Raw genomic sequence first — 22,277 nt, 5'->3', positions numbered from 1 at the left:
TGGTTTGCGGTGTCAGATAAAGCGCCTCTGCTGCACCAACCACCGATCCTTCTTTATATACATGCCAAAAGTAGTACAGGTGGTTGTAGTTTATATGAGACATACACTCTCCCTGAAAATTGTCACGAAAGGGTTATCCCGTCAGGCTGCTGCGTTCAACCGGGTGCGTAACCAGCAGTAACCTATTACCGCCGACAGCAAAGAACCGATCAGTATCCCCAGTTTCGCCCAGTTAATCAGCTCAGGATCGACGGTCCCAAACGCCAGGCTGGCGATGAAAATCGACATCGTAAAGCCAATGCCGCACAGAATGCCGACCGCCATAATTTGCTGGAAATTCGTTCCCTCCGGCAATTGCGCCATCCTGAAGCGTAACGCCAACCAGCAAAAGAGGCTGATACCCAGTGGTTTCCCGATTAACAGGCCAGCAATGATCCCCAGCGGTAACACCGAGGTCAGTCCATCAATGGTGACGCCCTGCAGTGAGACACCCGCGTTAGCGAAGGCAAACAACGGTAGGATCAGGTATGCCACCCACGGGTGCAGAACATGCTCCAGACGCTTCGCCGGTGAACGCCCGTGTTTTTCCTTCAACGGAATGAAGAAACCGACGATCACGCCCGCCAGAGTTGCATGCACGCCAGACTTCAGTACGGCCGTCCACAGCACTACGCCAACCAGAATATAAATACCGGTACGTCTTACACCGCACAGATTCAATGCTGCCAGGACAAGGATCGCGCACGCGGCAACGCCCAGCGACAACAGCGAGAGATCGCTGGTGTAGAACAACGCGATGATCACAATAGCGCCGAGGTCATCGATTATCGCCAGCGCCATCAGGAAGATTTTCAACGCCAGCGGGACACGGCTGCCCAACAGCGCCAGCACGCCTAATGCAAAAGCGATATCCGTTGCCGCCGGGATCGCCCAACCCTCACGGGTGATAGGGTCAGCATAGTTGAATGCCAGATACAGCAGCGCCGGGACAATCATGCCCCCGATAGCGGCAATGATCGGAAACGCCGCCTGGCGCAGACTGGCCAGCGAACCTTGCATTAACTCGCGCTTCACTTCCAAACCAATCAACAGGAAGAACACCGCCATCAACGCGTCATTGATCCACAGCAGCATATTTTTGTTGATCTCAAGCGCGCCAACCCGCAGTTGAACGGGCGTTTCCAGAAAGGCGTGGTACCATCCACTGGTAACCCCGATATTTGCCATCAGCATAGCAACCACGGCAGCGATGATCAGAATGATGCCCCCCGAGGCGTCACTACTAAAAAAACGATGCAGATGTTTCACTTTTATTCTCTCTATTGGGTGAATACTTCGTAAATACTATCTTACACCTTCAGAAAGCTCGTTAAAATTAGATTATTCATGATGAATAGATCGGTTTTAACGAGCTATTCAAATAAAGTCGTTCAGGATTTTCCGAACGGAAAACAGAAATAAAAAAGCCTGAAACTTTTCAGTCCCAGGCTTTTTATCAAAGATAATTGAGTCGAGAATTAGCGCGTCAAATCGTCAAAAAATTTCTTCACACCATCGAAGAAGCTTTTAGAGCGCGGACTGTTTTGCTCGCCGGTCGGGCCGCCAAAGCTATCCTGCAGATCTTTCAGCAACTGCTTCTGCTTGTCGTTGAGGCCTACCGGGGTTTCAACCACCACACGGCACAGCAGATCGCCCTGTGCGCCGCCGCGTACTGACTTAACGCCTTTACCACGCATGCGGAACAGTTTGCCGGTCTGCGTTTCGCCCGGGATTTTTAACTTCACGCGACCGTCCAGCGTCGGCACTTCAATCTCGCCGCCCAGCGCTGCCATCGCAAAGTTAATCGGCACTTCGCAGTACAGGTTATTGCCTTCACGTTCGAAAATTGGGTGCTGTTTTACCTGCACCTGAACGTACAAATCGCCTGCTGGCGCGCCATGTTCACCGGCTTCACCTTCACCCGCTAAACGAATACGGTCGCCAGTATCAACCCCAGCCGGGATCTTAACGGACAGCGTTTTGCTCTTCTCAACGCGACCATGACCATGGCATTTGTTGCACGGGTCTTTAATCAACGTACCGCGGCCCTGACAGTGTGGACAGGTCTGCTGTACGGCAAAAAAGCCCTGACGCATCTGCACCTGACCAGAACCGTGACAGGTTGGACAGGTCTGGGGTTGCGTGCCCGCCTTCGCACCGCTGCCGTGGCAAACATCACACTCTTCCAGCGTCGGAATACGGATCTCTTTGGTGACGCCACGCACGGCTTCTTCCAGAGTGAGATCCATGTTGTAACGTAAATCAGCACCACGTGAGGCGCGCTGACGACCGCGACCGCCGCCAAAGATATCGCCAAACACGTCACCAAAGATATCGCTGAAGTCGGCCCCGCCGCCAAAACCGCCGCCACCGCCCATACCGCCTTGCTCAAACGCTGCATGGCCGTACTGATCATAAGCCGCACGTTTTTGCGCATCGGTGAGGATCTCGTACGCTTCTTTGATCTCTTTAAACTTGGCTTCGGCCTCTTTATCACCCTGGTTGCGGTCCGGGTGATATTTCATGGCCAGGCGCTTGTAGGCCTTTTTGATTTCACGCTCTTCCGCTGATTTGGAAACGCCTAAAATCTCGTAATAGTCTTGCTTAGCCATCTCTTTTTATCTGCCCCTAACATGCGTGCACGGGCGGAGAGGAAACCTCTTCGCCCGTGCCAGTAATTACCCGTTCAAAGGGCGATTATTTTTTGTCTTTCACTTCTTCAAACTCAGCGTCGACAACGTCGTCATCTTTCGCGTTGTTTGCAGAAGCATCAGCACCTGCTGCGCCAGCCTGCTGCTGTGCGTGCTGCTGCTGAGCGATTTCCATCAGTTTCTGGGAAACCTGTGCCAGCGCCTGCATTTTCGCTTCGATATCCGCTTTGTCTTCGCCTTTCAGAGAAGTTTCCAGCGCGGTCAGTGCAGACTCGATGGCAGTTTTGTCATCAGCCGGCAGTTTGTCGCCTGCTTCTTCAACCTGCTTGCGAGTGCTGTGCAGCAGATGGTCACCCTGGTTACGGGTCTGAACCAGCTCTTCAAACTTACGGTCAGATTCTGCGTTCGCTTCTGCTTCGCGAACCATTTTCTGAATTTCTTCTTCGTTCAGACCAGAAGAAGCCTTGATGGTGATCTTCTGCTCTTTACCGCTATTTTTGTCTTTCGCGGAAACGTGCAGGATACCGTCGGCATCGATGTCAAAAGTAACTTCGATCTGCGGCATACCGCGCGGAGCCGGGCTGATGCCATCCAGGTTAAATTGACCCAGATCTTTGTTATCAGCGGCACGTTTACGTTCACCCTGCAGCACGTGGATGGTTACCGCAGACTGGTTGTCTTCAGCAGTAGAGAACACCTGGCTGTGCTTGGTCGGGATAGTGGTGTTTTTCGCGATCAGTGCAGTCATCACGCCACCCATGGTTTCGATACCCAGAGACAGCGGGGTAACGTCCAGCAGCAGCACGTCTTTCACATCACCGGTCAATACACCACCCTGAACGGCAGCACCGATTGCTACAGCTTCGTCCGGGTTAACGTCTTTACGCGGCTCTTTACCGAAGAACTCAGCAACTTTCTTCTGTACCATCGGCATACGAGTCTGACCACCGACCAGGATAACGTCCTGAACGTCGGAAACAGACAGACCAGCATCCTGCAGAGCAACTTTCAGCGGCTCGATAGAACGGTTAACCAGGTCTTCAACCAGGCTTTCCAGTTTCGCACGGGTCACCTTGATGTTCATGTGTTTCGGACCAGTCGCGTCTGCAGTGATGTACGGCAGGTTCACGTCGGTCTGCTGAGCGGAAGACAGTTCGATCTTCGCTTTCTCAGCGGCTTCTTTCAGACGCTGCATCGCCAGCGGGTCGTTACGCAGGTCGATACCCTGATCTTTCTTAAATTCGTCAACCAGGTAGTTGATCATACGGCTATCGAAGTCTTCACCACCCAAGTGGGTATCACCGTTGGTTGCCAGAACTTCGAAGGTTTTTTCACCGTCAACTTCGTCGATTTCGATAATAGAGATATCGAAAGTACCACCACCCAAGTCATAAACCGCGATAGTACGGTTGCCGACTTCTTTATCCAGACCGTAAGCCAGTGCAGCTGCGGTTGGTTCGTTGATGATACGTTTTACTTCCAGACCTGCGATACGGCCGGCGTCTTTGGTTGCCTGACGCTGAGCATCGTTAAAATATGCAGGTACGGTGATAACTGCTTCAGTTACCGGTTCACCCAGGTAATCTTCAGCCGTTTTCTTCATTTTTTTCAGCACTTCAGCAGAAATCTGCGGCGGTGCCATTTTCTGACCTTTTACGTCAATCCATGCATCACCGTTGTCAGCACCGATGATTTTGTACGGCATGATGGCTTCATCACGCTGCACTTCTTCGTCCTGGAAGCGGCGGCCAATCAGGCGTTTAATCGCAAACAGGGTGTTTTGCGGGTTTGTCACTGCCTGACGTTTAGCCGGCTGACCAACCAGAGTTTCACCATCCTGGGTATAAGCAATGATAGAAGGCGTGGTGCGATCGCCCTCGGCGTTCTCCAGCACACGTGCAGTAGTGCCATCCATAATCGCTACACAAGAGTTGGTAGTACCCAGGTCGATACCAATAATTTTACCCATCTAAACGTCTCCACTAAAAATTCGGTCATCATGTGGTTGTGAATCTGTAATAAGGGCGAAACGTGCGGTTTCAACTACCCTGAATCGTTTTTTTTCAGACTCACCACTGCGGTTGTCTACAAGATGGGGTCGTAACCCACGTCATCAAGGGGGGCATGAAAAATTTTTTTAGCCTTGTGGCAATAAATTCGCAGAAAAAAGGCAAAAAGAGAGAAAAATGAATAGTCGCCAACCAGAATTAATTCATACAACCAATTAAATCAGGAAAGCCATTCACATAAAAATTGCAATAAAAATAAAAGATTACGAGCATGAATCGTTTTTATGACGACGGTAATATGGTCTGAAGTCACACACTTTTGCAGCCGTCAAAGAGAAACTCCATGAAATCTGTGTTAACCCTTTCCGCCAGCCTGCTTATGGGCCTTCTGCTGAGCAGCACCGCCGTAACTGGCAAGCGTGATGCCCATCACAGGGAAAATAATTCATTTTCCCTTCGTTAGATCATAGACAGTGCCTTCTCCCCTGATTATCATGCCGCGCCCCGAAGACAGCGATCGTTATACGGGGAAACTATTTCACCATTCAATCAATGATGATTTTGAGGAATTATGGGCAACACTAAGTTGGCTAATCCGGCACCGCTGGGCCTGATGGGCTTTGGCATGACCACCATTCTGCTTAACCTGCACAACGCGGGTTTCTTCGCTCTGGACGTTATTATTCTGGCGATGGGCATTTTCTACGGCGGTATCGCGCAAATTTTTGCCGGACTGCTGGAATATAAAAAAGGCAACACCTTCGGTTTAACCGCCTTTACCTCCTACGGTTCGTTCTGGCTGACGCTGGTTGCGATCCTGCTGATGCCGAAAATGGGCCTGGCGGATGCAACCAATAGTCAGTTCCTGGGCGCTTACCTCGGTCTGTGGGGCGTATTCACTCTGTTCATGTTCTTCGGTACGCTGAAAGCGGCGCGCATGCTGCAGTTCGTGTTCCTGAGCCTGACAGTGCTGTTCGCCTTGCTGGCCGTGGGCAACATTGCGGGTAACGAAGCGATCATTCACGTTGCTGGCTGGGTAGGCTTAGTGTGTGGCGCAAGCGCCATTTACCTGGCGATGGGTGAAGTGCTGAACGAACAGTTTGGCCGTACCATCCTGCCGATTGGTGAAGCGCACTAATCTGATGCTATCCCCCCCTGACGGGGGGATATTCCTTACAAGCGCTGTAACTCTGCCTGTACGCTCGAATCGCGATGATAAAGATCCTGTCGCAGCCAAATCCCCAAACCTAGCCCTACCAGCGATAACGCCAGCACATACCAGGCCGGAGCCATTGGCGACACGCTCATTAACATCGTGACGGCGATTGGCGTCAGACCACCAAAAATGGCGTACGACACGTTGTAAGAAAAGGATATTCCGGTAAAGCGGACTTCCGCCGGAAACGCGCGCACCATCACATAAGGCACAGCCCCCACCACGCCAACGCATAACCCCACCAGCCCGTATAACAGGAACAAATGCTGGGGATGGCTGCCGGTCAGGTGATAGAAAAACCAGCTTGAACAGGCCAGCATCAGGCTGCCGACAATAAAGGTTTTGCTGGCGCCGACCCGATCGACAATAAACCCAGCCAGCAGGCAACCGACGCACAGCATAATGGTAGCGACACTGTTGGCTTGTAACGTTAGCGCCGGCGCAAAGCCATACTGCTTCTGCAACCAGACTGGTGACATCAGGATCACCACCACAATCCCAGCCGATAGCAGCCAGGTCAGCAGCATTGAAATAACCACCGCTTTTTTATGTTTGCTCACCACTGACTTCACCGGTAGCTCTTGCGCCAACGCTTTACGCTGCTGCATTTCGAGAAATATGGGTGTCTCCTGCAGCCAGCGACGCAGGTACATCGCCACCAGCCCAAACACGCCCCCCAGCAGGAAAGGAATACGCCAGCCGTAATCATGCACCGCCTGCTGCGTCAGGCTGGTGTTCACCAGCGTCGCAACCACCGACCCCAGCAGAATTCCCACCGTCAGGCCGGCAGTCAGCGTTCCGCAGGCAATGCCGATGCGACGCTCCGGTACATGCTCCGCCACGAACACCCACGCGCCCGGAACTTCTCCGCCGATGGCAGCGCCTTGCAAAATACGCATCAGCAGCAACAGCAGCGGCGCGAGGATCCCCATTGAGGCGTAGGTAGGCAACAGACCAATCGCCAGCGTCGGTATTGCCATCAGCAAAATGCTCAGGGTGAACATTTTCTTGCGCCCGACCAGATCGCCAAAGTGCGCCATGATGATGCCCCCCAGCGGACGCGCCAGATAGCCGGCGGCAAAAATGCCGAAGGTTTGCACCTGACGTAGCCATTCAGGGATGTCTGCGGGGAAGAAGAGCTCGCCAACAACAGCGGCAAAGAAGACAAAGATAATGAAATCATAAAACTCAAGCGCACCACCAAGGGCAGCAAGCGTAAGGGTTTTATAATCCTGGCGATTCAGCGGTCGAGTGTGTTGTGACATAGCAAACCATGAGTCAGTGAAGTAATTGAATCTGTTCGTTGATATATGTAAAGCAAAAATTACTATATCGTAAACAATTCAATACTCCACTATCATTGGTACTTATGCCACGATCGGGCTACTTTCAGGTATTTGTTTCGCGTATTGCGCTTTTAGGACGAAAAGATGCTACAACAGTCGCTGCGGTTTCCACATACGGCCCATCCAATAGCTGTATACAATACGGTACACTTGCAAAAATACCCGGCACGATAACCTTACCGTCAGCATCTTTCACGCCTTCCAGCGTCTCTTTGATCGATTTTGGCTGTCCAGGCAGATTCAGGATCAACGCCTGCTTGCGAATCACGCCAACCTGACGGGAAAGAATCGCCGTTGGCACAAAGTGCAGGCTTATCTGGCGCATCTGCTCACCAAAGCCCGGCATCTGACGGTCGGCTACGGCAAGCGTTGCATCAGGCGTTACGTCACGACGGGCCGGACCCGTTCCGCCGGTAGTCAGCACCAGATGACAGCTCATTTCATCTACCAGCTCACATAAGGTCTGTTCGATGATCGCCTGTTCATCCGGGATCAACCGCGTTTGCAGCTCAAAAGGGGTGGTAAGGGCAGACGCCAGCCACTCTTCAAGGGCCGGGATACCTTTATCCTGGTAAACGCCGCTGGAAGCACGGTCAGAAATGGAAACCAGGCCAATGCGTAAAGTATTCATGATTATTCCGTTTAAACAGTCTCGTTAAACAGAATGATACACTGCGAAGGGAAGGACAGACAGGTTTCAGAAGAGGTAGCGTGACCCATATCAGGGCCACGCACTAATGATTACAGCAGATCGCCGATCATTTTTTCCAGTTTACCCTGGTCTACAGCAAACTTACGGATACCGTCCGCCAGTTTGTCTACAGCCATTGGATCCTGGTTGTGCTGCCACAGGAACTCAGCTTCGGTGATACGTGCAGGGCGCGCTTTCACTTCGCCGGAGAAAGACAGTTTACGTTCGATAGCACCTTCGCTTTCCGCCAGTTCTTTCAGCAGTGCCGGAGCAATCGTCAGACGATCGCAGCCTGCCAGCTCAATGATTTCTCCGATGTTACGGAAGCTCGCACCCATAACTACGGTTTCGTAACCGTGCTGTTTGTAGTACTCGTAGATTTCCGTTACGGAAACCACACCCGGATCTTCTGCCGGTGCATACTCTTTCTTGTCGGTATTGGCTTTGTACCAGTCAAGAATACGGCCAACGAACGGAGAAATCAGATATACGCCAGCTTCTGCACATGCACGCGCCTGCGCGAAGGAGAACAGCAGAGTCAGGTTACAGTTGATGCCTTCTTTTTCCAGCTGCTCAGCGGCACGGATGCCCTGCCAGGTTGAAGCCAGTTTAATCAGGATGCGATCGTTGCTGATGCCAGCATCGTTGTACATTTTGATCAGGCGTTTTGCTTTAGCGATGGACGCGTCGGTGTCGTAGGACAGACGAGCGTCAACTTCAGTGGAGATACGGCCTGGGACCAGTTTCAGGATCTCCAGACCGATATTTACTGCCAGCTTGTCGGTCGCGTCGACGACCTGCTGCGCACGGTCGTTGCTCTGCTGCTTAGCCCAGGCTACAGCGTCATCAATCAGCTTGCGGTATTCCGGGATCTGCGCTGCGTTAAGAATGAGAGAAGGGTTAGTTGTGGCATCCTGAGGCTGATACAGCTTCATTGCCGCGATGTCTCCGGTGTCGGCCACTACTGTGGTGAACTGACGAAGGGAGGTCAATTTGTCCGTCATGATAGCGATTCTCTTTAAACAGCTTGTTAGGGGGATGTAACCGATCTTCCCTGATGATAGCACGACGCACTCTCAGCGCAACCGCCTGGATTGTCCGACCAGCCGCTCAGCCCTGATTACGCATCGCCAAGCCTGTGATGCGCAATTAAGGGATATAACGATTGTTATGATAAACTCCCGCAATCAATCACCTTATAAGGTATATACTGGTCGATTATTGGTAGCGCTTACACGGGAATATTCGCGCTTGCCGGCATCAACAAGAGGGATGTTAATGCCTGATTTTTTCTCATTTATTAATGAAATACTCTGGGGATCGGTGATGATCTACCTCCTGCTTGGCGCAGGATGTTGGTTCACCTGGCGTACAGGGTTTATTCAGTTTCGCTATATTCGCCAGTTTGGCAAAAGTCTTAAAAACAGCATCAGCCCGCAGCCGGGCGGTTTAACTTCCTTTCAGGCTTTATGCACCAGTCTTGCCGCACGTATCGGTAGCGGAAATCTGGCGGGCGTGGCGTTGGCGATTGCCGCTGGCGGCGCGGGAGCCGTGTTCTGGATGTGGGTCTCGGCGATCATTGGTATGGCGACGTCATTTGCCGAGAGCTCTCTTGCCCAACTGTATAAAGAGCGCGACAGCAAGGGACAGTTTCGCGGCGGTCCTGCGTGGTATATGGAGCGTGGGCTGGGCATGCGCTGGATGGGCGTTCTTTTTGCCATCTTTTTACTCATTGCTTATGGCCTGATTTTTAACAGCGTTCAGGCAAATTCGGTCTCTCATGCGCTGACCTTTGCTTTTGATATCCCTCCCCTCTTTACCGGTATCGCACTGGCAATAGTGTCATTATTGGCAATCATTGGCGGCATTAAAGGCGTTGCCCGCCTGATGCAATGGTTCGTTCCGATGATGGCGCTGTTGTGGGTCGGTTGCAGCATCGTCATCTGTCTTTGGCATTTCGGGCAGCTCCCCGGCATTATCATGACCATTATAAAAAGTGCCTTTGGCTGGCAGGAAGCCGCAGCCGGTGCCGCCGGGTATACACTAAGCCAGGCCATTGCCAGCGGCTTTCAACGCGGTATGTTTTCTAATGAGGCCGGAATGGGATCAACTCCGAACGCGGCCGCGTCGGCAGCATCCTGGCCTCCGCATCCTGCGGCACAAGGCATTGTGCAAATGATCGGAGTATTAGTTGATACGCTGATTCTCTGTACGGCCAGCGCGATGATTGTTCTGTTGGCGGGTAATGACGCCAGCTATGTACCGATGGAAGGCATCCAGTTACTCCAGAAAGCGATGGTTTCAGTGACGGGAGAATGGGGTGCCGGATTCGTGGCGTTAATTGTGATTCTGTTTGCCTTTAGCTCTATCGTAGCCAACTACATCTATGCGGAAAATAACCTCGTTTTCCTGAAGCTGGACAATATCCGCGTCATCTGGCTATTACGGATCGCCACCGTTAGCACCGTTATTGGCGGAACGTTAGTCAGCGTTCCGCTGATCTGGCAGTTGGCGGACATCATTATGGCGTGTATGGCCATCACTAACCTGACGGCGATTCTGCTGCTTTCACCGGTTGTGCAGACGATCGCCTGCGACTATCTACGCCAACGCAAACTCGGGGTGCGCCCAGAATTCGATCCGCGCCGTTATCCTGATATCAGACAACAACTTGCGCCCGAAAGCTGGGATAAGACGCCGCGCGGATAGCGCGGCAATCGCAACCATCGATCAATTCTGTCGTTTTTTTTGCTAAAGTCGCAGTAAATTTCCTGCAAGGACTGGATATGCTGATTCTGATTTCACCTGCAAAAACGCTCGACTACCAAAGTCCGCTGGCAACGACACGTCATACATTGCCCGAACTGCTGGATCACTCTCAGCAGCTTATTCACGTGGCGCGCCAACTCTCTGCTCCGCAAATTGGCAAGCTGATGGGAATTAGCGACAAGCTGGCGGATCTGAACGCCACGCGTTTCCATGACTGGCAGCCTGACTTCACGCCGGAAAACGCGCGCCAGGCCATTCTGGCATTTAAAGGCGACGTGTATACCGGACTGCAGGCTGAAACCTTCAGCGAAGCGGATTTCGACTTCGCTCAGCAACACTTACGGATGTTGTCCGGGCTGTACGGCGTTTTGCGTCCGCTGGATTTGATGCAGCCTTACCGTCTGGAGATGGGTATTCGTCTGGCCAATTCGAAAGGTAAAGATCTCTACCAGTTCTGGGGAGATACCATCACCGATAAACTTAACGAAGCGCTGGAAGCGCAAGGCGACAGCGTGGTGATTAACCTCGCCTCGGATGAGTATTTTAAATCCGTGAAGCCGAAAAAGCTCAATGCGGAGCTTATCAAACCGGTCTTCCTCGACGAGAAGAACGGTAAGTTCAAAGTCATCAGCTTCTATGCCAAAAAAGCGCGCGGCCTGATGAGTCGCTACATTATTGAGAACCGCTTAACGCAGCCAGAACAGCTGACCGCCTTTAACAGCGAAGGCTATTTCTTTGATGAAGAAGCGTCAGGAAATGGCGAACTGGTGTTTAAGCGCCAGGAGCAGTAGTAAAAAGGCCGGATGGCGGCGAACTCCCAATCCGGCCGACTGGTTTTGTATGCCCGCTAAGCAAAGCGCCAGCGGGCACAACCGTTAACCGCGGGTCATCATCAGCTTGCGCAGTTCAGCAAAATCAGCAGGCAGGTGATGAGAAAGCAGCGGCAGGTCCGCGCGTTCCGCCAGCGCTTTTGGCAGAGCCAGCGTCAGGTCAAGAATCTCTTCAACGCTTTCTTTAAACTTGGCCGGATGCGCAGTACCGAGGAACAGGCCGTACTCGCCAGGGTTCAGTTGGTCACGAAGCGCACGGTAAGCCACCGCCGCATGCGGTTCTGAGGTGTACCCCATCTCATGCAGCTCACGCATCGTATCCTGAGTAGTGGCATCGTCAACAGCGGCATAACCCAGCTCATTCAGACGCCAGATTTTACGGCGGAACAGTTCTTCCACCCGCGGCCAGTTATTTGGCTGGCTGACATCCATCGCATTCGACAACGTCGCCTGTGTCGCTTTCGGCGCCCACTCACCTTGTGCAAGAAAGCGTGGAACCGTATCGTTGACGTTGGTCGCCGCGATAAAACGCTTCACCGGCAAGCCCAGTGATTTTGCCAGCAGCCCGGCAGTCAGATCGCCAAAGTTGCCGCTAGGAACGGAAATAACCAGTTGATTACGCGCCTCTTGCGGCAGTTGAGCCACGGCCTCAAAGTAGTAACAGATTTGCGCCAGCAGACGGCTAATGTTGATTGAGTTAGCCGAATTCAGCCCCAAAGCTACCTTCAGCTCTTCGTCATCAAACGCCTGTTTCACCAGCGCCTGACAGGCATCAAAATCGCCATCAATCGCCACGGTTTCAATATTGCCACCCAGTGTACAGAACAGTTTTTCCTGTAATGGGCTAATCTTGCCGTTCGGATAAAGGATCACCACGCGCACATTTTTCAGGCCATAAAAGGCATGTGCGACTGCCGCACCAGTGTCTCCAGAGGTCGCCGTCAGAATGGTAACCGGTTTGTCACCGCTGATATGCGTCAGCATCTGCGCCATAAAGCGCCCGCCAAAGTCTTTAAATGCAAGCGTTGGGCCGTGGAACAGCTCCAGACAGCCGATATCCGCGGCAACCTGAGCAACCGGCGCCGGGAAGGCAAACGCCGCACGCACGCGCTGTTCCAGAATCTCCTGTGGGATTTCATCACCGATAAATGCGGAAAGGATCTTCGCGCTGCGGCTAACGAAATCCTGGTTCAACATCTCATCGACTTCTGACAAATTGAATTCCGGCAAATCGTGCGGAAAAAACAATCCCTGATTCTTGCCAAGCCCTTGTGTGACGGCCTGTGCAAAGCTGACCTGTTCGTTATGATCTTTCAGATTATACAGTTTCATTGATTATCCCAGTACCCGTGCGCCCGCCGTGTCCAACCGGCAAATATGAACAAAGCCTTCCTGATTTTGCAGATAATTTTTACCCAGCCAGTCTGCTACACGCTGCGCCGTATCCGGCTTGTCGCACAAAGCGAACAGCGTCGGCCCCGAACCGGAGATGCCGCTGGCCAGCGCCCCGATTTCCGCTACCGCCTGACGCGCCTGGCTAAAGCCTGGCAGCAGGCGGGTACGGTACGGCTCAGCAATAACATCTTTCATCAGCTTCGCGGCAAGCCCTGGCTGACGGGAATAGCAGGCATGGATAAACCCAGCCAGATGCCGCCCGTGGGCGATACAGTCCTGACGGCGATACTGCGCAGGTAAAATCGCCCGCGCTTCTGCCGTCGACACTTTAATCCCCGGATACGCGAGTACCCACAGCCACTCATCAAAGCCTGGCACCTGCTGGCTGATAATGCCGTTTTCTTCGATCATTAACTGCATACCGCCCAAAAAGCACGGGGCGACGTTATCGTAATGAATACTGCCGGAGATACGCCCTTCCAGCTCACCCATTATCGCCAACAGGCGCGTATCGTTGAGCGGTTTACCGCAATGCTCGTTCATGGCGACCAGCGCCGCCACAACGGAACACGCGCTGGAGCCTAACCCGGAGCCAATCGGCATATTTTTTTCCAGCGTCATCGCCACCGGAACGCTTTTACCCAGCTCCTGACAGAATCGCTCCCAGCACTGGTAGACAATATTTTCTCGCGGCTCAGGCGGCAGCTTATTGGCAAAGCGACCGAGGTTGTTGAGGCTGAAATTGTCAGCCGCCTCAACGGATACCACATCGCCTAACAGCGAACCGTCCACCGGGGTTACCGCCGCTCCGAGCACATCAAACCCGACGCTCATATTGGCGCTGGAAGCCGGGGCATAAACTCTCACCATGTCAGACTCCTAACTTCCATGAAAGGGTACGTAGCAGGTCGGCAAATACGCCCGCCGCCGTCACGTCGTTACCCGCGCCGTATCCGCGCAGAACCAACGGTAGCGGCTGATAATAGTGGCTGTAAAACGCCAACGCGTTTTCACCGTTTTTCACTTTGAACAGCGGATCGTTGCCGTCTACGGCCTCTATTTTCACGCGACAGACGCCATCCTCTTCAATATTGCCAACATAGCGTAATACTTTCCCCTCATCACGGGCTTTCGCCACACGCGCGGCAAAGGCGTCATCCAGCTGCGACAATTTCGCCATAAACGCGGAAACATCACCGGAATCATCAAACTCTTTTGGCAGGACCGGCTCAATAACAATGTCAGAAAGCTCCAGCTCACGACCGGTTTCACGGGCCAGGATCAGCAGCTTACGCGCCACGTCCGTACCGGATAGATCGTCACGCGGATCGGGTTCGGTATAGCCCAGCTCACGCGCCATGGTGGTGGCCTCGGAGAAGCTCATGCCTTCATCCAGCTTGCCGAAAATAAACGACAGCGAACCAGAAAGAATACCGGAGAAACGTTGCAGTTCATCGCCCGCGCTGAGCAGATTTTGCAGGTTCTCAATTACCGGCAAGCCCGCGCCTACGTTGGTGTCGTACAGGAATTTACGACGAGACTTCGCCGCAGCAAAACGCAGCTGATGGTAGTAATCCATCGACGACGTGTTGGCCTTTTTATTCGGCGTAACCACATGGAAGCCTTCGCGCAGGAAATCCGCATACTGATCCGCGACCGCCTGACTTGACGTACAGTCGACAATCACCGGATTGAGCAGATGATATTCTTTCACCAGACGAATTAAGCGCCCCAGGTTGAAAGGCTCTTTCGCGCTTTCCAGCTCCGACTGCCAGTTTTCCAGATTCAGACCATGGACGTTGGTCAGCAGGGCCTTCGAGTTCGCCACGCCGCACACGCGCAGATCGATATGCTTCTTTTTAAGCCAGGTTTGCTGACGTTTAAGCTGCTCCAGCAGCGCACCGCCCACGCCGCCAACGCCAATGACAAATACTTCAATCACCTGATCGGTGTTGAACAGCATCTGATGGGTCACACGCACGCCAGTGGTCGCGTCGTCGTTATTCACCACTACCGAAATGGAACGCTCAGACGAGCCCTGGGCGATTGCCACGATATTAATGTTCGCGCGAGCCAGCGCGGCAAAAAATTTCGCCGAGATGCCACGCAACGTGCGCATACCATCGCCAACGACCGAGATGATCGCCAGACGCTCAGTCACCGCCAGCGGCTCCAGCAAGCCTTCTTTCAGTTCGAGATAGAATTCATCCTGCATGGCGCGTTGCGCACGCGCGCAGTCGCCCTGCGGGACGCAGAAGCTGATGCTGTATTCAGAAGAGGATTGGGTGATCAGCACCACCGAGATGCCCGCGCGCGACATCACGGCAAAAACACGCGCCGCCATCCCCACCATGCCTTTCATCCCAGGGCCGGAGACGCTAAACATCGCCATGTTATTGAGGTTAGAAATCCCTTTTACCGGCAAATCGTCATCATCACTGCTGGCACCGATAAGCGTGCCGGGCGCTTGTGGATTGCCGGTATTTTTAATCAGGCACGGGATCTGGAACTGGGCAATAGGGGTAATGGTGCGCGGGTGCAGCACTTTAGCGCCGAAGTAAGAAAGCTCCATCGCTTCCTGATAAGACATCGACTTCAGCAGTCGGGCGTCGGGTACCTGGCGCGGATCGCAGGTATATACGCCATCGACATCGGTCCAGATCTCACAACAATCGGCGCGCAAACAGGCGGCCAGTACGGCGGCAGAGTAGTCAGAGCCATTACGCCCCAGCACCACTAACTCACCTTTCTCATTCCCGGCGGTAAATCCTGCCATCAGAATCATATGGTCCGCAGGAATACGGCTGGCGGCAATGCGGCGCGTAGATTCGGCAATATCAACGGTAGATTCGAGGTAATGGCCTACCGCCAGCAATTTCTCTACCGGGTCGATGACCGTCACGTTGTGCCCGCGCGCTTCCAGCAGGCCAGCCATGATGGCGATCGACATTTTTTCACCACGGCAAATAAGCGCGGCATTGATGCTGTCCGGGCACTGACCCAGCAGGCTGATACCGTGCAGGACGTGCTTAATCTGTGCAAACTCTTGTTCAACAAAGGCTTTGAGCGGAGCCTGCGGGAAACCCGGTTGCGCGGCGGCAAGACCCACCAACAGCTCAGAGAAAATGCGTTCGGCGTCGCTGATATTGGCTAAAGCATCCTGACCACCGATGGTCTTCTCAATCATCGCCACCAGATGGTTGGTAATTTTTGCGGGGGCAGAGAGAACGGTCGCGACCTGCCCCTGTCTGGCATTGCTTTCCAGAATATCGGCAACCCGCAGAAAGCGCTCTGCATTTGCCACTGATGTACCGCCGAACTTCAACACTCGCATGGTTTACCTCATTGCCTTTGGTCGAAAAAAAAGCCCGCACTGTTTAGGTGCGGGCTTTTTCTTGTGTTTCCTGTACGCGTCAGCCCGCACCGTTACCTGTGGTAATGGTGATGGTTGTGGTAATGGTGATGCTGATGCGTTTCATGATGTTGTGTGCTCTGTAATTATTTATTATCTGTCCTGTATTCTTTTAGGGTTAAAGTATCTGCTGATCTAAGTCAATAAATTTTTAAATTGGTCACATTCCGAAACTTGTTCACGAGCGACTGCTTGCCCTTTTAGTTTCGACCAATACAGTATGTCACCCCTACTTGAATCCAGAGCAAAACACCACACAACAAATGCAGGTCGATATTTTATTTCGTGATGCTTTTTTCTATATCATGTAAAAAACGGTGCAACATTGCCGTATCTCGCTGTCCTAACAGACCCATTCGCTGTTGCAGCCAGTCCGTCAACTTGATGTCGTCAGAAACGTTCAGCGTGGCTAATAAACGCAAAACGCGCGCGCGCAATGCCTGTAGCTGAAGCTCATCCGTCACCTCAATGTTTTTGACGGGTTGTTGTATTAAACCTGCTAATTGATAGCAATACACCATCACCGCCTGCCCCAAATTGAGTGAAGGATAGTCAGCCACCATAGGTACACCGGTGAGTACATCCGCCAGGGCCAATTCTTCGTTGGTCAGCCCTGAATCTTCACGACCAAAAACCAGCGCGGCATGATCCATCCACGTTGATTTTTCCTGCAGCAGAGGAACCAGTTCGACCGGCGTAGCGTAGTAATGGAACTTCGCCCGACTACGCGCAGTGGTCGCGACGGTAAAATCTACGTCGTGCAGCGCCTCCGCTAACGTTGAAAAAACGCTAATATTATCAATAATATCGCCAGAACCATGCGCGACCCATCGCGTGGCGGGTTCCAGGTGGGCTTCGCTGTCAACGATGCGTAATTGGGTGAACCCCATGGTCTTCATAGCGCGGGCAGCCGCACCAATATTTTCCGCTCTGGCGGGGGCAACCAGAATAATTGTTAAACGCATTTCGATACTCTTTTTGGCCAGTCTGCAAGGAAAAATGTGACGTGCTTCAACATATTACGCAGTGCGAATTTACATATTTTTAACAGAAATCACTGAAAAAGCATTTCGCATCCATTAAAAAATGCTAAACTATTTCCCGGGTGTACTATTGCTTTTTATGTTAACAAAAGTTGCATATCCCTCTGTTTATCCATGATAATTTAATTTAAAATGGATCGCACCGGTTGGATTCATTACATTTATTAATTTGCTCGTGCAACTAGTTGTAATATTGCAATTTTGTGATGAAAGCAAACATTTGGATACGTTGATTTCATCAAACTGTTAACGTGCTACAATTGAACTTGATATATGTCAACGAAGCGTAGTTTTATTGGGTGTCCGGCATGTCTTAGCCTGTTATGTTGCTGTTAAAATGGTTAGGATGACAGCCGTTTTTGACACTGTCGGGTCCAGAGGGAAACTACCCACGACCAAGCTAATGATGTTGTTGACGTTGATGGAAAGTGCATCAAGAACGCAATTACGTACTTTAGTCATGTTACGCCGATCATGTTAATTTACGGCATGCATCAGGCAGGTCAGGGACTTTTGTACTTCCTGTTTCGATTTAGTTGGCAATTTAGGTAGCAAACATGCAGACCCCGCACATTCTTATCGTTGAAGACGAGTTAGTAACACGCAACACGTTGAAAAGCATTTTCGAAGCAGAAGGCTATGATGTATTCGAAGCGACAGATGGCGCGGAAATGCATCAGATTCTCTCTGAATATGATATCAACCTTGTGATTATGGATATCAATCTGCCTGGGAAAAATGGCCTGCTGTTAGCGCGCGAACTTCGCGAACAAGCTAACGTTGCGCTGATGTTCCTGACGGGCCGTGATAACGAAGTCGATAAAATTCTCGGCCTCGAAATCGGCGCAGACGATTACATCACCAAGCCGTTTAACCCGCGCGAACTGACTATCCGTGCTCGTAACCTGCTGTCCCGTACCATGAACCTGGGTACTGTCAGCGAAGAACGCCGTAGCGTTGAAAGCTACAAGTTCAATGGCTGGGAGCTGGACATCAACAGCCGCTCTCTGATTGGTCCTGACGGTGAGCAGTATAAACTGCCACGCAGCGAATTCCGCGCCATGCTTCACTTCTGTGAGAATCCGGGCAAAATCCAGTCTCGCGCAGAACTGTTGAAAAAAATGACCGGTCGCGAACTGAAGCCGCATGACCGTACCGTTGACGTGACGATCCGCCGCATTCGTAAGCATTTCGAATCAACGCCGGATACGCCAGAAATCATCGCCACCATTCACGGTGAAGGCTACCGTTTCTGCGGCGACCTGCAGGATTAATTCAATCCTCACTGGTATAAAAACGGCGCTTTATGCGCCGTTTTTCATTTCCCCTACTGCCCTATTTCCACAAGCGAAATTCGTCGCTCTGCGCAGGCTGAAGCTCTGGAAGTTCTGTAGATTTTGGCTTTGTTTTTGGCTGTGCCAGCGAGTGCCAGTCAAGATGACGCGTCAGGAACATGACCCCACACAGCGCGAACAACAGCACGCCGGTTCCCAGCAGTAAAGAGCTATCCTGTGAACGTAGCAGCACCCACATCACACCATCCAACCCCAGCAGCGCCACGGTGAACAAAATACTGTTCCGCCAGCCCTGCAATATCGCCTGCAGATACACACCGTTCATCAACGCCCCCACCAGACTTGCCGTTATCCACGCCGCCGTAAAACCGATGTGTTCTGACAGTGCCAGCAGCAGCAGATAAAACATTACCAGCGATAGCCCCACCAGCAGATACTGCATCGGGTGCAGGCGCAGATTGGTCATACTTTCAAGTACGAAGAAAGACATAAAGGTCAGCACAATCAGTAGGATGGCATACTTTGTTGCCCTGTCCGTTAACTGATACTGATCTGCAGGCGTGGCGACGGCGACGCTAAACGCTGGCATGCCCTGCCAACCAATCTTTTCGTCGTTAAAGCGCTCGCCGAGGTTGTTCGCAAACCAGCTGCTTTGCCACTGAGCCTTGAATCCTGATTCGCTAATTTCGCGCTTAGCCGGGAGAAAGTCCCCAAGAAAGTTGGGATGTGGCCAGTTGCTGGTTAAGGTCATTTCACTGTTACGTCCAACCGGAACGACGGAGAAATCGCCGGTTCCGCTCAAATTAAGCGACAACGCCATGCTCAGATTTTGCTCAGCCCAGCTCGCATCGGGTAGCGGAATGTGGATCCCCTGCGCACGTCCATCCAGCCCCGTCCCAGGCTCAACGGCCAGCGACGTTCCATTGACCTGCGGCGCTTTTACCACGCCAATCCCACGCGCGTCCCCCACGCCAACCACAATAAACGGTTTGCCGATGCTGATATTTGGATGATTTAAATCACTCAATCGTTCGGCGTTAAACTCAGCCTTCACCGAAACATCATTGTGCCAGACCTGGCCCTCATAAATACCGATTTTACGCGCTTCAACGTTCTGATTCCCCTCAACTACCAACGACTCCGGCAGCCAGAAATGGATATAGCTACGCTTACGCTGGATTTCTTTGCCATCCTCCAGTGAGGTGTAAAGTTCCGTTACCGGAATGGCTATCAGCGGTCCTACCATCTTTTGCGGCCCGCTGGTGCTCTGTCGGATAGCATCTTCGACTTCATCGCGGTAATCCGATCGCTCCACGATGATCTGCCTGACCATCGTCAGCGGAATTAACAGCAGCAGTATTGCGCCACCTAAGGTGACTATTTTCCAAAACAGGGGTGATCTAAACATAGCGTTCTCCTTTGCAATATCAGCAAGGTAGAACAGCTATGTGCGGAGAATTTGAAGTTATGTGAAGTGAGCGTGAAGCGTAAACGAGGCCTGTGCGCCGCCTTGTGGTTGGTTGCACAATGTCACCGTCCCCTCGTGCAGTCGCGCAACCTCACTGACAAACGCCAGCCCTAAACCGCTGCTCTTATGCCCATTTTCACGGGGCAGCGAATAGAAACGCTCAAAAATACGCGGCAACGCGAAGTCGGGGATCCCGCTGCCGCTGTCGATTATCTGCAACGTGACCAGTTCATCCTGCTGATGCGCGCTCAGCGTAATCGTCCCGTCCTGTGGCGTGAAGTCGATAGCGTTGTCGAGCAAATTCCCCACTGCCTGCTCCAGTAACGCAGGATCGGCGGCGACGCTAAGCGATGAAGGCATAATGGTAAGCGTGATGTTTTTTGCCGCCAGTTGCACGCTACGCGCCTCTTTGAGCTGAGCAAACAGCGCATCTACCGCCACTGCCGTCAACGTAATGTCCTGTCGATTCTCCAGTCGCGCCTGGCGTAACAGGGTTTCGACCAGCGCCTGCATACGCGTATTTTGCGTCAGAATATTATCAGTAAAGCGCGCAACCACGTTCGGCGGCGGACCTTCGCGCAAAATCTCAGCCGCGCCGCGAATGGCCGCCAGCGGACTTTTCAGTTCATGCGTTAATGCATAAACATACTGCTCAATGTAGTTTTTGCCCTCCAGCTTCAGTCGCATACTTTCCAGCGCCTGCGCCAGTTTACGTAGCTCGCTGCTGCCTAAATCAGGCAGTGGGACGGGGCGATTCTCGGTAACGGAGTCGGCATAGCGCGCCAGCCGGGCGATGGAGCGGTTTATCCACCATACCATCCCGATGCCAATCACTAAGGCAATGCCCAGCAATACGGCGCTGGCCCACAGCATCCGCCGTTCACTGCGTTTAATCACCGGCGCCATCGCCGCGTTCGGTTTACCGACACTAAGCACTCCGATAATACGTCCGCCGTCTACGATCGGCGCGGCCACGTACATCACTGAACTTTCCGGATCGTTCGGGTTTTGCGGCGTACTGCGGGCGCCATATTGCCCACGCAAGGTTAACCACACGTCGTTCCAGCGAGAATAGTCCTGACCGACAACCTGGTTTGCGGAATCAAACAACACTTTACCCTGCGCGTCCGTCATGTAGACATGGTATTCATTACGGACTTTGTTAATGCCGCTGATATTGGCGCTGAATGGGCGGTTATGCAGTTGCGAAAATGCCTGCGCCAGCTTGCCGTTGGCGGGAGAGTCAGAGAGCAAGTCATCGCGCGCCAGCGCAGCCAGCAGCGTGGCGGTATCAATCAAAGTGCCTTCGGTCGCCCGGCGGACGCCTGGTTTAATTTCCTGCACAAAGATCGACAAAACGAACCAGGCGGCGACGGCAACAATCAGAAAATAGCCGAGCAACAAACGCATGCCAATGCGCATCAGACGCTCCTCAGGCTATATCCCATACCGCGATGCGTATTGATGGGGGAAAGCTCAGGGTTGATAGCCCGCAGCTTGGCGCGCAGCGTTTTGATGTGAGTATCGACCGTTCTGTCAAAGGTGTCCTGTGCATCGGCCCAGACTAAATCCATCAACTGCTGGCGTGAGTAAATGCGCCCCGGCGACAACAGCAACGTTTTCAGCAACAGAAATTCATAGCGCGTCAGGTTTAACGGCTTGCCGAACCAGGTAATCTGCGCGGCCAGCTCATTAAGCTCAAAATCGCCGCAACGCGTCGTCGATGAAGGAGCAGAGAATTTCTGCACCCGCCGCAGCAGCGTACGCACACGGGCGCACACCTCGCGCGGTGAGAAAGGCTTGGCAACATAGTCATCCGCGCCAATTTCCAGCCCCAGCAGGCGATCCACCTCATCGCTACGCGCGGTCAGAAACAGGATCGGCAACGCTGGATGCCGCTCCAGCAGGCGTCGACACAGTTCAAAACCGCTGATATCCGGTAGTCCGACATCCAGAATGATCGCATCAGGACAACGCTGGCGAGATTTCTCCAGCGCAGGTAATCCGCGCTCAAACGCTTCCACGCTAAAACCTTCCTGCTGCAGCATGTAGATGAGCGTATCGGCAATGCCCTGCTCATCCTCAACCAACCAGATCAACGGTTGTTGCATTT

At 52.6% G+C, this 22,277-nt stretch carries 19 protein-coding genes, 1 pseudogene and 1 other annotated feature; of the genes and pseudogenes, 4 read left to right on the top strand and 16 right to left on the bottom strand.

Features of this window, described 5'->3' with window-relative positions:
* From nhaR to dnaK, 4 genes and pseudogenes are all read right to left on the bottom strand, one after another.
* Window positions 1-103: pseudogene (nhaR, locus tag KQJ19_RS13235) on the bottom strand (transcriptional activator NhaR); the annotation flags it as partial.
* Window positions 104-141: 38 nt separating this feature from the next.
* Window positions 142-1,308 (bottom strand): Na+/H+ antiporter NhaA, encoded by a 1,167-nt coding sequence (nhaA, locus tag KQJ19_RS13230; protein WP_016151635.1) that lies wholly within the window; start codon window positions 1,306-1,308, stop codon window positions 142-144.
* Window positions 1,309-1,517: 209 nt separating this feature from the next.
* Complete coding sequence (gene dnaJ, locus KQJ19_RS13225; protein ID WP_008786151.1) at window positions 1,518-2,651, bottom strand: molecular chaperone DnaJ; 1,134 nt, start codon at window positions 2,649-2,651, stop codon at window positions 1,518-1,520.
* An 85-nt stretch (window positions 2,652-2,736) separates the two neighbouring features.
* Window positions 2,737-4,659, bottom strand: a complete 1,923-nt coding sequence (gene dnaK / locus KQJ19_RS13220) for a molecular chaperone DnaK (protein WP_016151634.1) — start codon at window positions 4,657-4,659, stop codon at window positions 2,737-2,739.
* Between the two features lie 611 nt (window positions 4,660-5,270).
* Between dnaK and satP the strand changes: the two genes are divergently transcribed.
* A complete protein-coding gene (gene satP, locus KQJ19_RS13215; protein ID WP_047358362.1) occupies window positions 5,271-5,837 on the top strand; it encodes an acetate uptake transporter in 567 nt (188 codons plus the stop codon).
* A gap of 35 nt (window positions 5,838-5,872) precedes the next feature.
* Here satP and KQJ19_RS13210 read toward each other — a convergent pair whose 3' ends face one another.
* The 3 genes from KQJ19_RS13210 to tal all read right to left on the bottom strand — a co-directional run bounded on the left by KQJ19_RS13210 (window position 5,873) and on the right by tal (window position 8,956).
* The gene (locus tag KQJ19_RS13210; RefSeq protein ID WP_047500141.1) at window positions 5,873-7,180 is read right to left on the bottom strand and encodes an MFS transporter; all 1,308 of its coding nucleotides are present in this window, start codon (window positions 7,178-7,180) and stop codon (window positions 5,873-5,875) included.
* Window positions 7,181-7,304: 124 nt separating this feature from the next.
* On the bottom strand, window positions 7,305-7,892 hold the full coding sequence (gene mog, locus KQJ19_RS13205) for a molybdopterin adenylyltransferase (protein ID WP_049281593.1): 588 nt from the start codon (window positions 7,890-7,892) through the stop codon (window positions 7,305-7,307).
* Window positions 7,893-8,002: 110 nt separating this feature from the next.
* Complete coding sequence (gene tal / locus KQJ19_RS13200; RefSeq protein WP_016151631.1) at window positions 8,003-8,956, bottom strand: transaldolase; 954 nt, start codon at window positions 8,954-8,956, stop codon at window positions 8,003-8,005.
* A 274-nt stretch (window positions 8,957-9,230) separates the two neighbouring features.
* Between tal and KQJ19_RS13195 the strand changes: the two genes are divergently transcribed.
* Both KQJ19_RS13195 and yaaA read left to right on the top strand, forming a co-directional pair.
* Window positions 9,231-10,661: a sodium:alanine symporter family protein gene (locus KQJ19_RS13195; protein WP_216403739.1), complete on the top strand. Its 1,431-nt coding sequence runs from the start codon at window positions 9,231-9,233 to the stop codon at window positions 10,659-10,661.
* Between the two features lie 77 nt (window positions 10,662-10,738).
* Complete coding sequence (gene yaaA, locus KQJ19_RS13190) at window positions 10,739-11,512, top strand: peroxide stress protein YaaA (RefSeq protein ID WP_075847930.1); 774 nt, start codon at window positions 10,739-10,741, stop codon at window positions 11,510-11,512.
* A gap of 84 nt (window positions 11,513-11,596) precedes the next feature.
* Here the strand turns inward: yaaA and thrC are convergent, their stop codons facing one another.
* The 6 genes from thrC to yjjY form a co-directional block, all read right to left on the bottom strand.
* Window positions 11,597-12,883 (bottom strand): threonine synthase, encoded by a 1,287-nt coding sequence (gene thrC, locus KQJ19_RS13185; protein WP_019078326.1) that lies wholly within the window; start codon window positions 12,881-12,883, stop codon window positions 11,597-11,599.
* A 3-nt stretch (window positions 12,884-12,886) separates the two neighbouring features.
* Window positions 12,887-13,816: a homoserine kinase gene (gene thrB / locus KQJ19_RS13180; RefSeq protein WP_019078325.1), complete on the bottom strand. Its 930-nt coding sequence runs from the start codon at window positions 13,814-13,816 to the stop codon at window positions 12,887-12,889.
* 1 nt (window position 13,817) lies between these two features.
* On the bottom strand, window positions 13,818-16,280 hold the full coding sequence (thrA, locus tag KQJ19_RS13175) for a bifunctional aspartate kinase/homoserine dehydrogenase I (RefSeq protein ID WP_047414492.1): 2,463 nt from the start codon (window positions 16,278-16,280) through the stop codon (window positions 13,818-13,820).
* Between the two features lie 23 nt (window positions 16,281-16,303).
* Window positions 16,304-16,430, bottom strand: a sequence feature (Thr leader region).
* Window positions 16,360-16,425, bottom strand: a complete 66-nt coding sequence (thrL, locus tag KQJ19_RS13170; protein ID WP_032337689.1) for a thr operon leader peptide — start codon at window positions 16,423-16,425, stop codon at window positions 16,360-16,362. Its footprint overlaps the feature before it by 66 nt.
* A 206-nt stretch (window positions 16,431-16,636) precedes the next feature.
* A complete protein-coding gene (locus tag KQJ19_RS13165; protein WP_016155643.1) occupies window positions 16,637-17,323 on the bottom strand; it encodes a tRNA/rRNA methyltransferase in 687 nt (228 codons plus the stop codon).
* A 399-nt stretch (window positions 17,324-17,722) separates the two neighbouring features.
* Entirely contained in the window at window positions 17,723-17,863 is a 141-nt protein-coding gene (gene yjjY, locus KQJ19_RS13160) for a protein YjjY (RefSeq protein WP_042998021.1), read from the bottom strand.
* Between the two features lie 95 nt (window positions 17,864-17,958).
* Between yjjY and arcA the strand changes: the two genes are divergently transcribed.
* Window positions 17,959-18,675 (top strand): two-component system response regulator ArcA, encoded by a 717-nt coding sequence (gene arcA / locus KQJ19_RS13155; protein ID WP_001194359.1) that lies wholly within the window; start codon window positions 17,959-17,961, stop codon window positions 18,673-18,675.
* Between the two features lie 61 nt (window positions 18,676-18,736).
* On the opposite strand, the gene creD is transcribed toward arcA, so the two are convergent.
* Genes creD through creB form a run of 3 tightly spaced genes read right to left on the bottom strand, consistent with a single transcriptional unit; the run spans window position 18,737 to window position 22,275 of the window.
* Complete coding sequence (gene creD / locus KQJ19_RS13150; protein WP_216403738.1) at window positions 18,737-20,104, bottom strand: cell envelope integrity protein CreD; 1,368 nt, start codon at window positions 20,102-20,104, stop codon at window positions 18,737-18,739.
* A gap of 57 nt (window positions 20,105-20,161) precedes the next feature.
* A complete protein-coding gene (gene creC, locus KQJ19_RS13145; protein ID WP_216403737.1) occupies window positions 20,162-21,586 on the bottom strand; it encodes a two-component system sensor histidine kinase CreC in 1,425 nt (474 codons plus the stop codon).
* Window positions 21,586-22,275 (bottom strand): two-component system response regulator CreB, encoded by a 690-nt coding sequence (gene creB, locus KQJ19_RS13140; protein WP_016151622.1) that lies wholly within the window; start codon window positions 22,273-22,275, stop codon window positions 21,586-21,588. The genes creC and creB overlap by 1 nt, the downstream gene beginning before the upstream one ends.
* Window positions 22,276-22,277 lie beyond the last annotated feature (2 nt).

It is taken from the genome of Citrobacter sp. S46_ASV_140, assembly GCF_018919545.1.
Classification (GTDB): Bacteria; Pseudomonadota; Gammaproteobacteria; order Enterobacterales; family Enterobacteriaceae; genus Citrobacter; species Citrobacter braakii.
Note: the sequence above shows the minus strand (reverse complement) of the source record. Positions and strands in the feature narration are given on the sequence as shown.

Bases quoted from the DNA above. Each gene is read 5' to 3' on its own strand.
- dnaJ (WP_008786151.1), bottom strand. From the start codon at position 2,651: ATGGCTAAGCAAGACTATTACGAGATTTTAGGCGTTTCCAAATCAGCG.
- dnaK (WP_016151634.1), bottom strand. From the start codon at position 4,659: ATGGGTAAAATTATTGGTATCGACCTGGGTACTACCAACTCTTGTGTA.
- satP (WP_047358362.1), top strand. From the start codon at position 5,271: ATGGGCAACACTAAGTTGGCTAATCCGGCACCGCTGGGCCTGATGGGC.
- KQJ19_RS13210 (WP_047500141.1), bottom strand. From the start codon at position 7,180: ATGTCACAACACACTCGACCGCTGAATCGCCAGGATTATAAAACCCTT.
- mog (WP_049281593.1), bottom strand. From the start codon at position 7,892: ATGAATACTTTACGCATTGGCCTGGTTTCCATTTCTGACCGTGCTTCC.
- tal (WP_016151631.1), bottom strand. From the start codon at position 8,956: ATGACGGACAAATTGACCTCCCTTCGTCAGTTCACCACAGTAGTGGCC.
- KQJ19_RS13195 (WP_216403739.1), top strand. From the start codon at position 9,231: ATGCCTGATTTTTTCTCATTTATTAATGAAATACTCTGGGGATCGGTG.
- yaaA (WP_075847930.1), top strand. From the start codon at position 10,739: ATGCTGATTCTGATTTCACCTGCAAAAACGCTCGACTACCAAAGTCCG.
- thrC (WP_019078326.1), bottom strand. From the start codon at position 12,883: ATGAAACTGTATAATCTGAAAGATCATAACGAACAGGTCAGCTTTGCA.
- thrB (WP_019078325.1), bottom strand. From the start codon at position 13,816: ATGGTGAGAGTTTATGCCCCGGCTTCCAGCGCCAATATGAGCGTCGGG.
- thrA (WP_047414492.1), bottom strand. From the start codon at position 16,280: ATGCGAGTGTTGAAGTTCGGCGGTACATCAGTGGCAAATGCAGAGCGC.
- KQJ19_RS13165 (WP_016155643.1), bottom strand. From the start codon at position 17,323: ATGCGTTTAACAATTATTCTGGTTGCCCCCGCCAGAGCGGAAAATATT.
- yjjY (WP_042998021.1), bottom strand. From the start codon at position 17,863: ATGACTAAAGTACGTAATTGCGTTCTTGATGCACTTTCCATCAACGTC.
- arcA (WP_001194359.1), top strand. From the start codon at position 17,959: ATGCAGACCCCGCACATTCTTATCGTTGAAGACGAGTTAGTAACACGC.
- creD (WP_216403738.1), bottom strand. From the start codon at position 20,104: ATGTTTAGATCACCCCTGTTTTGGAAAATAGTCACCTTAGGTGGCGCA.
- creC (WP_216403737.1), bottom strand. From the start codon at position 21,586: ATGCGCATTGGCATGCGTTTGTTGCTCGGCTATTTTCTGATTGTTGCC.
- creB (WP_016151622.1), bottom strand. From the start codon at position 22,275: ATGCAACAACCGTTGATCTGGTTGGTTGAGGATGAGCAGGGCATTGCC.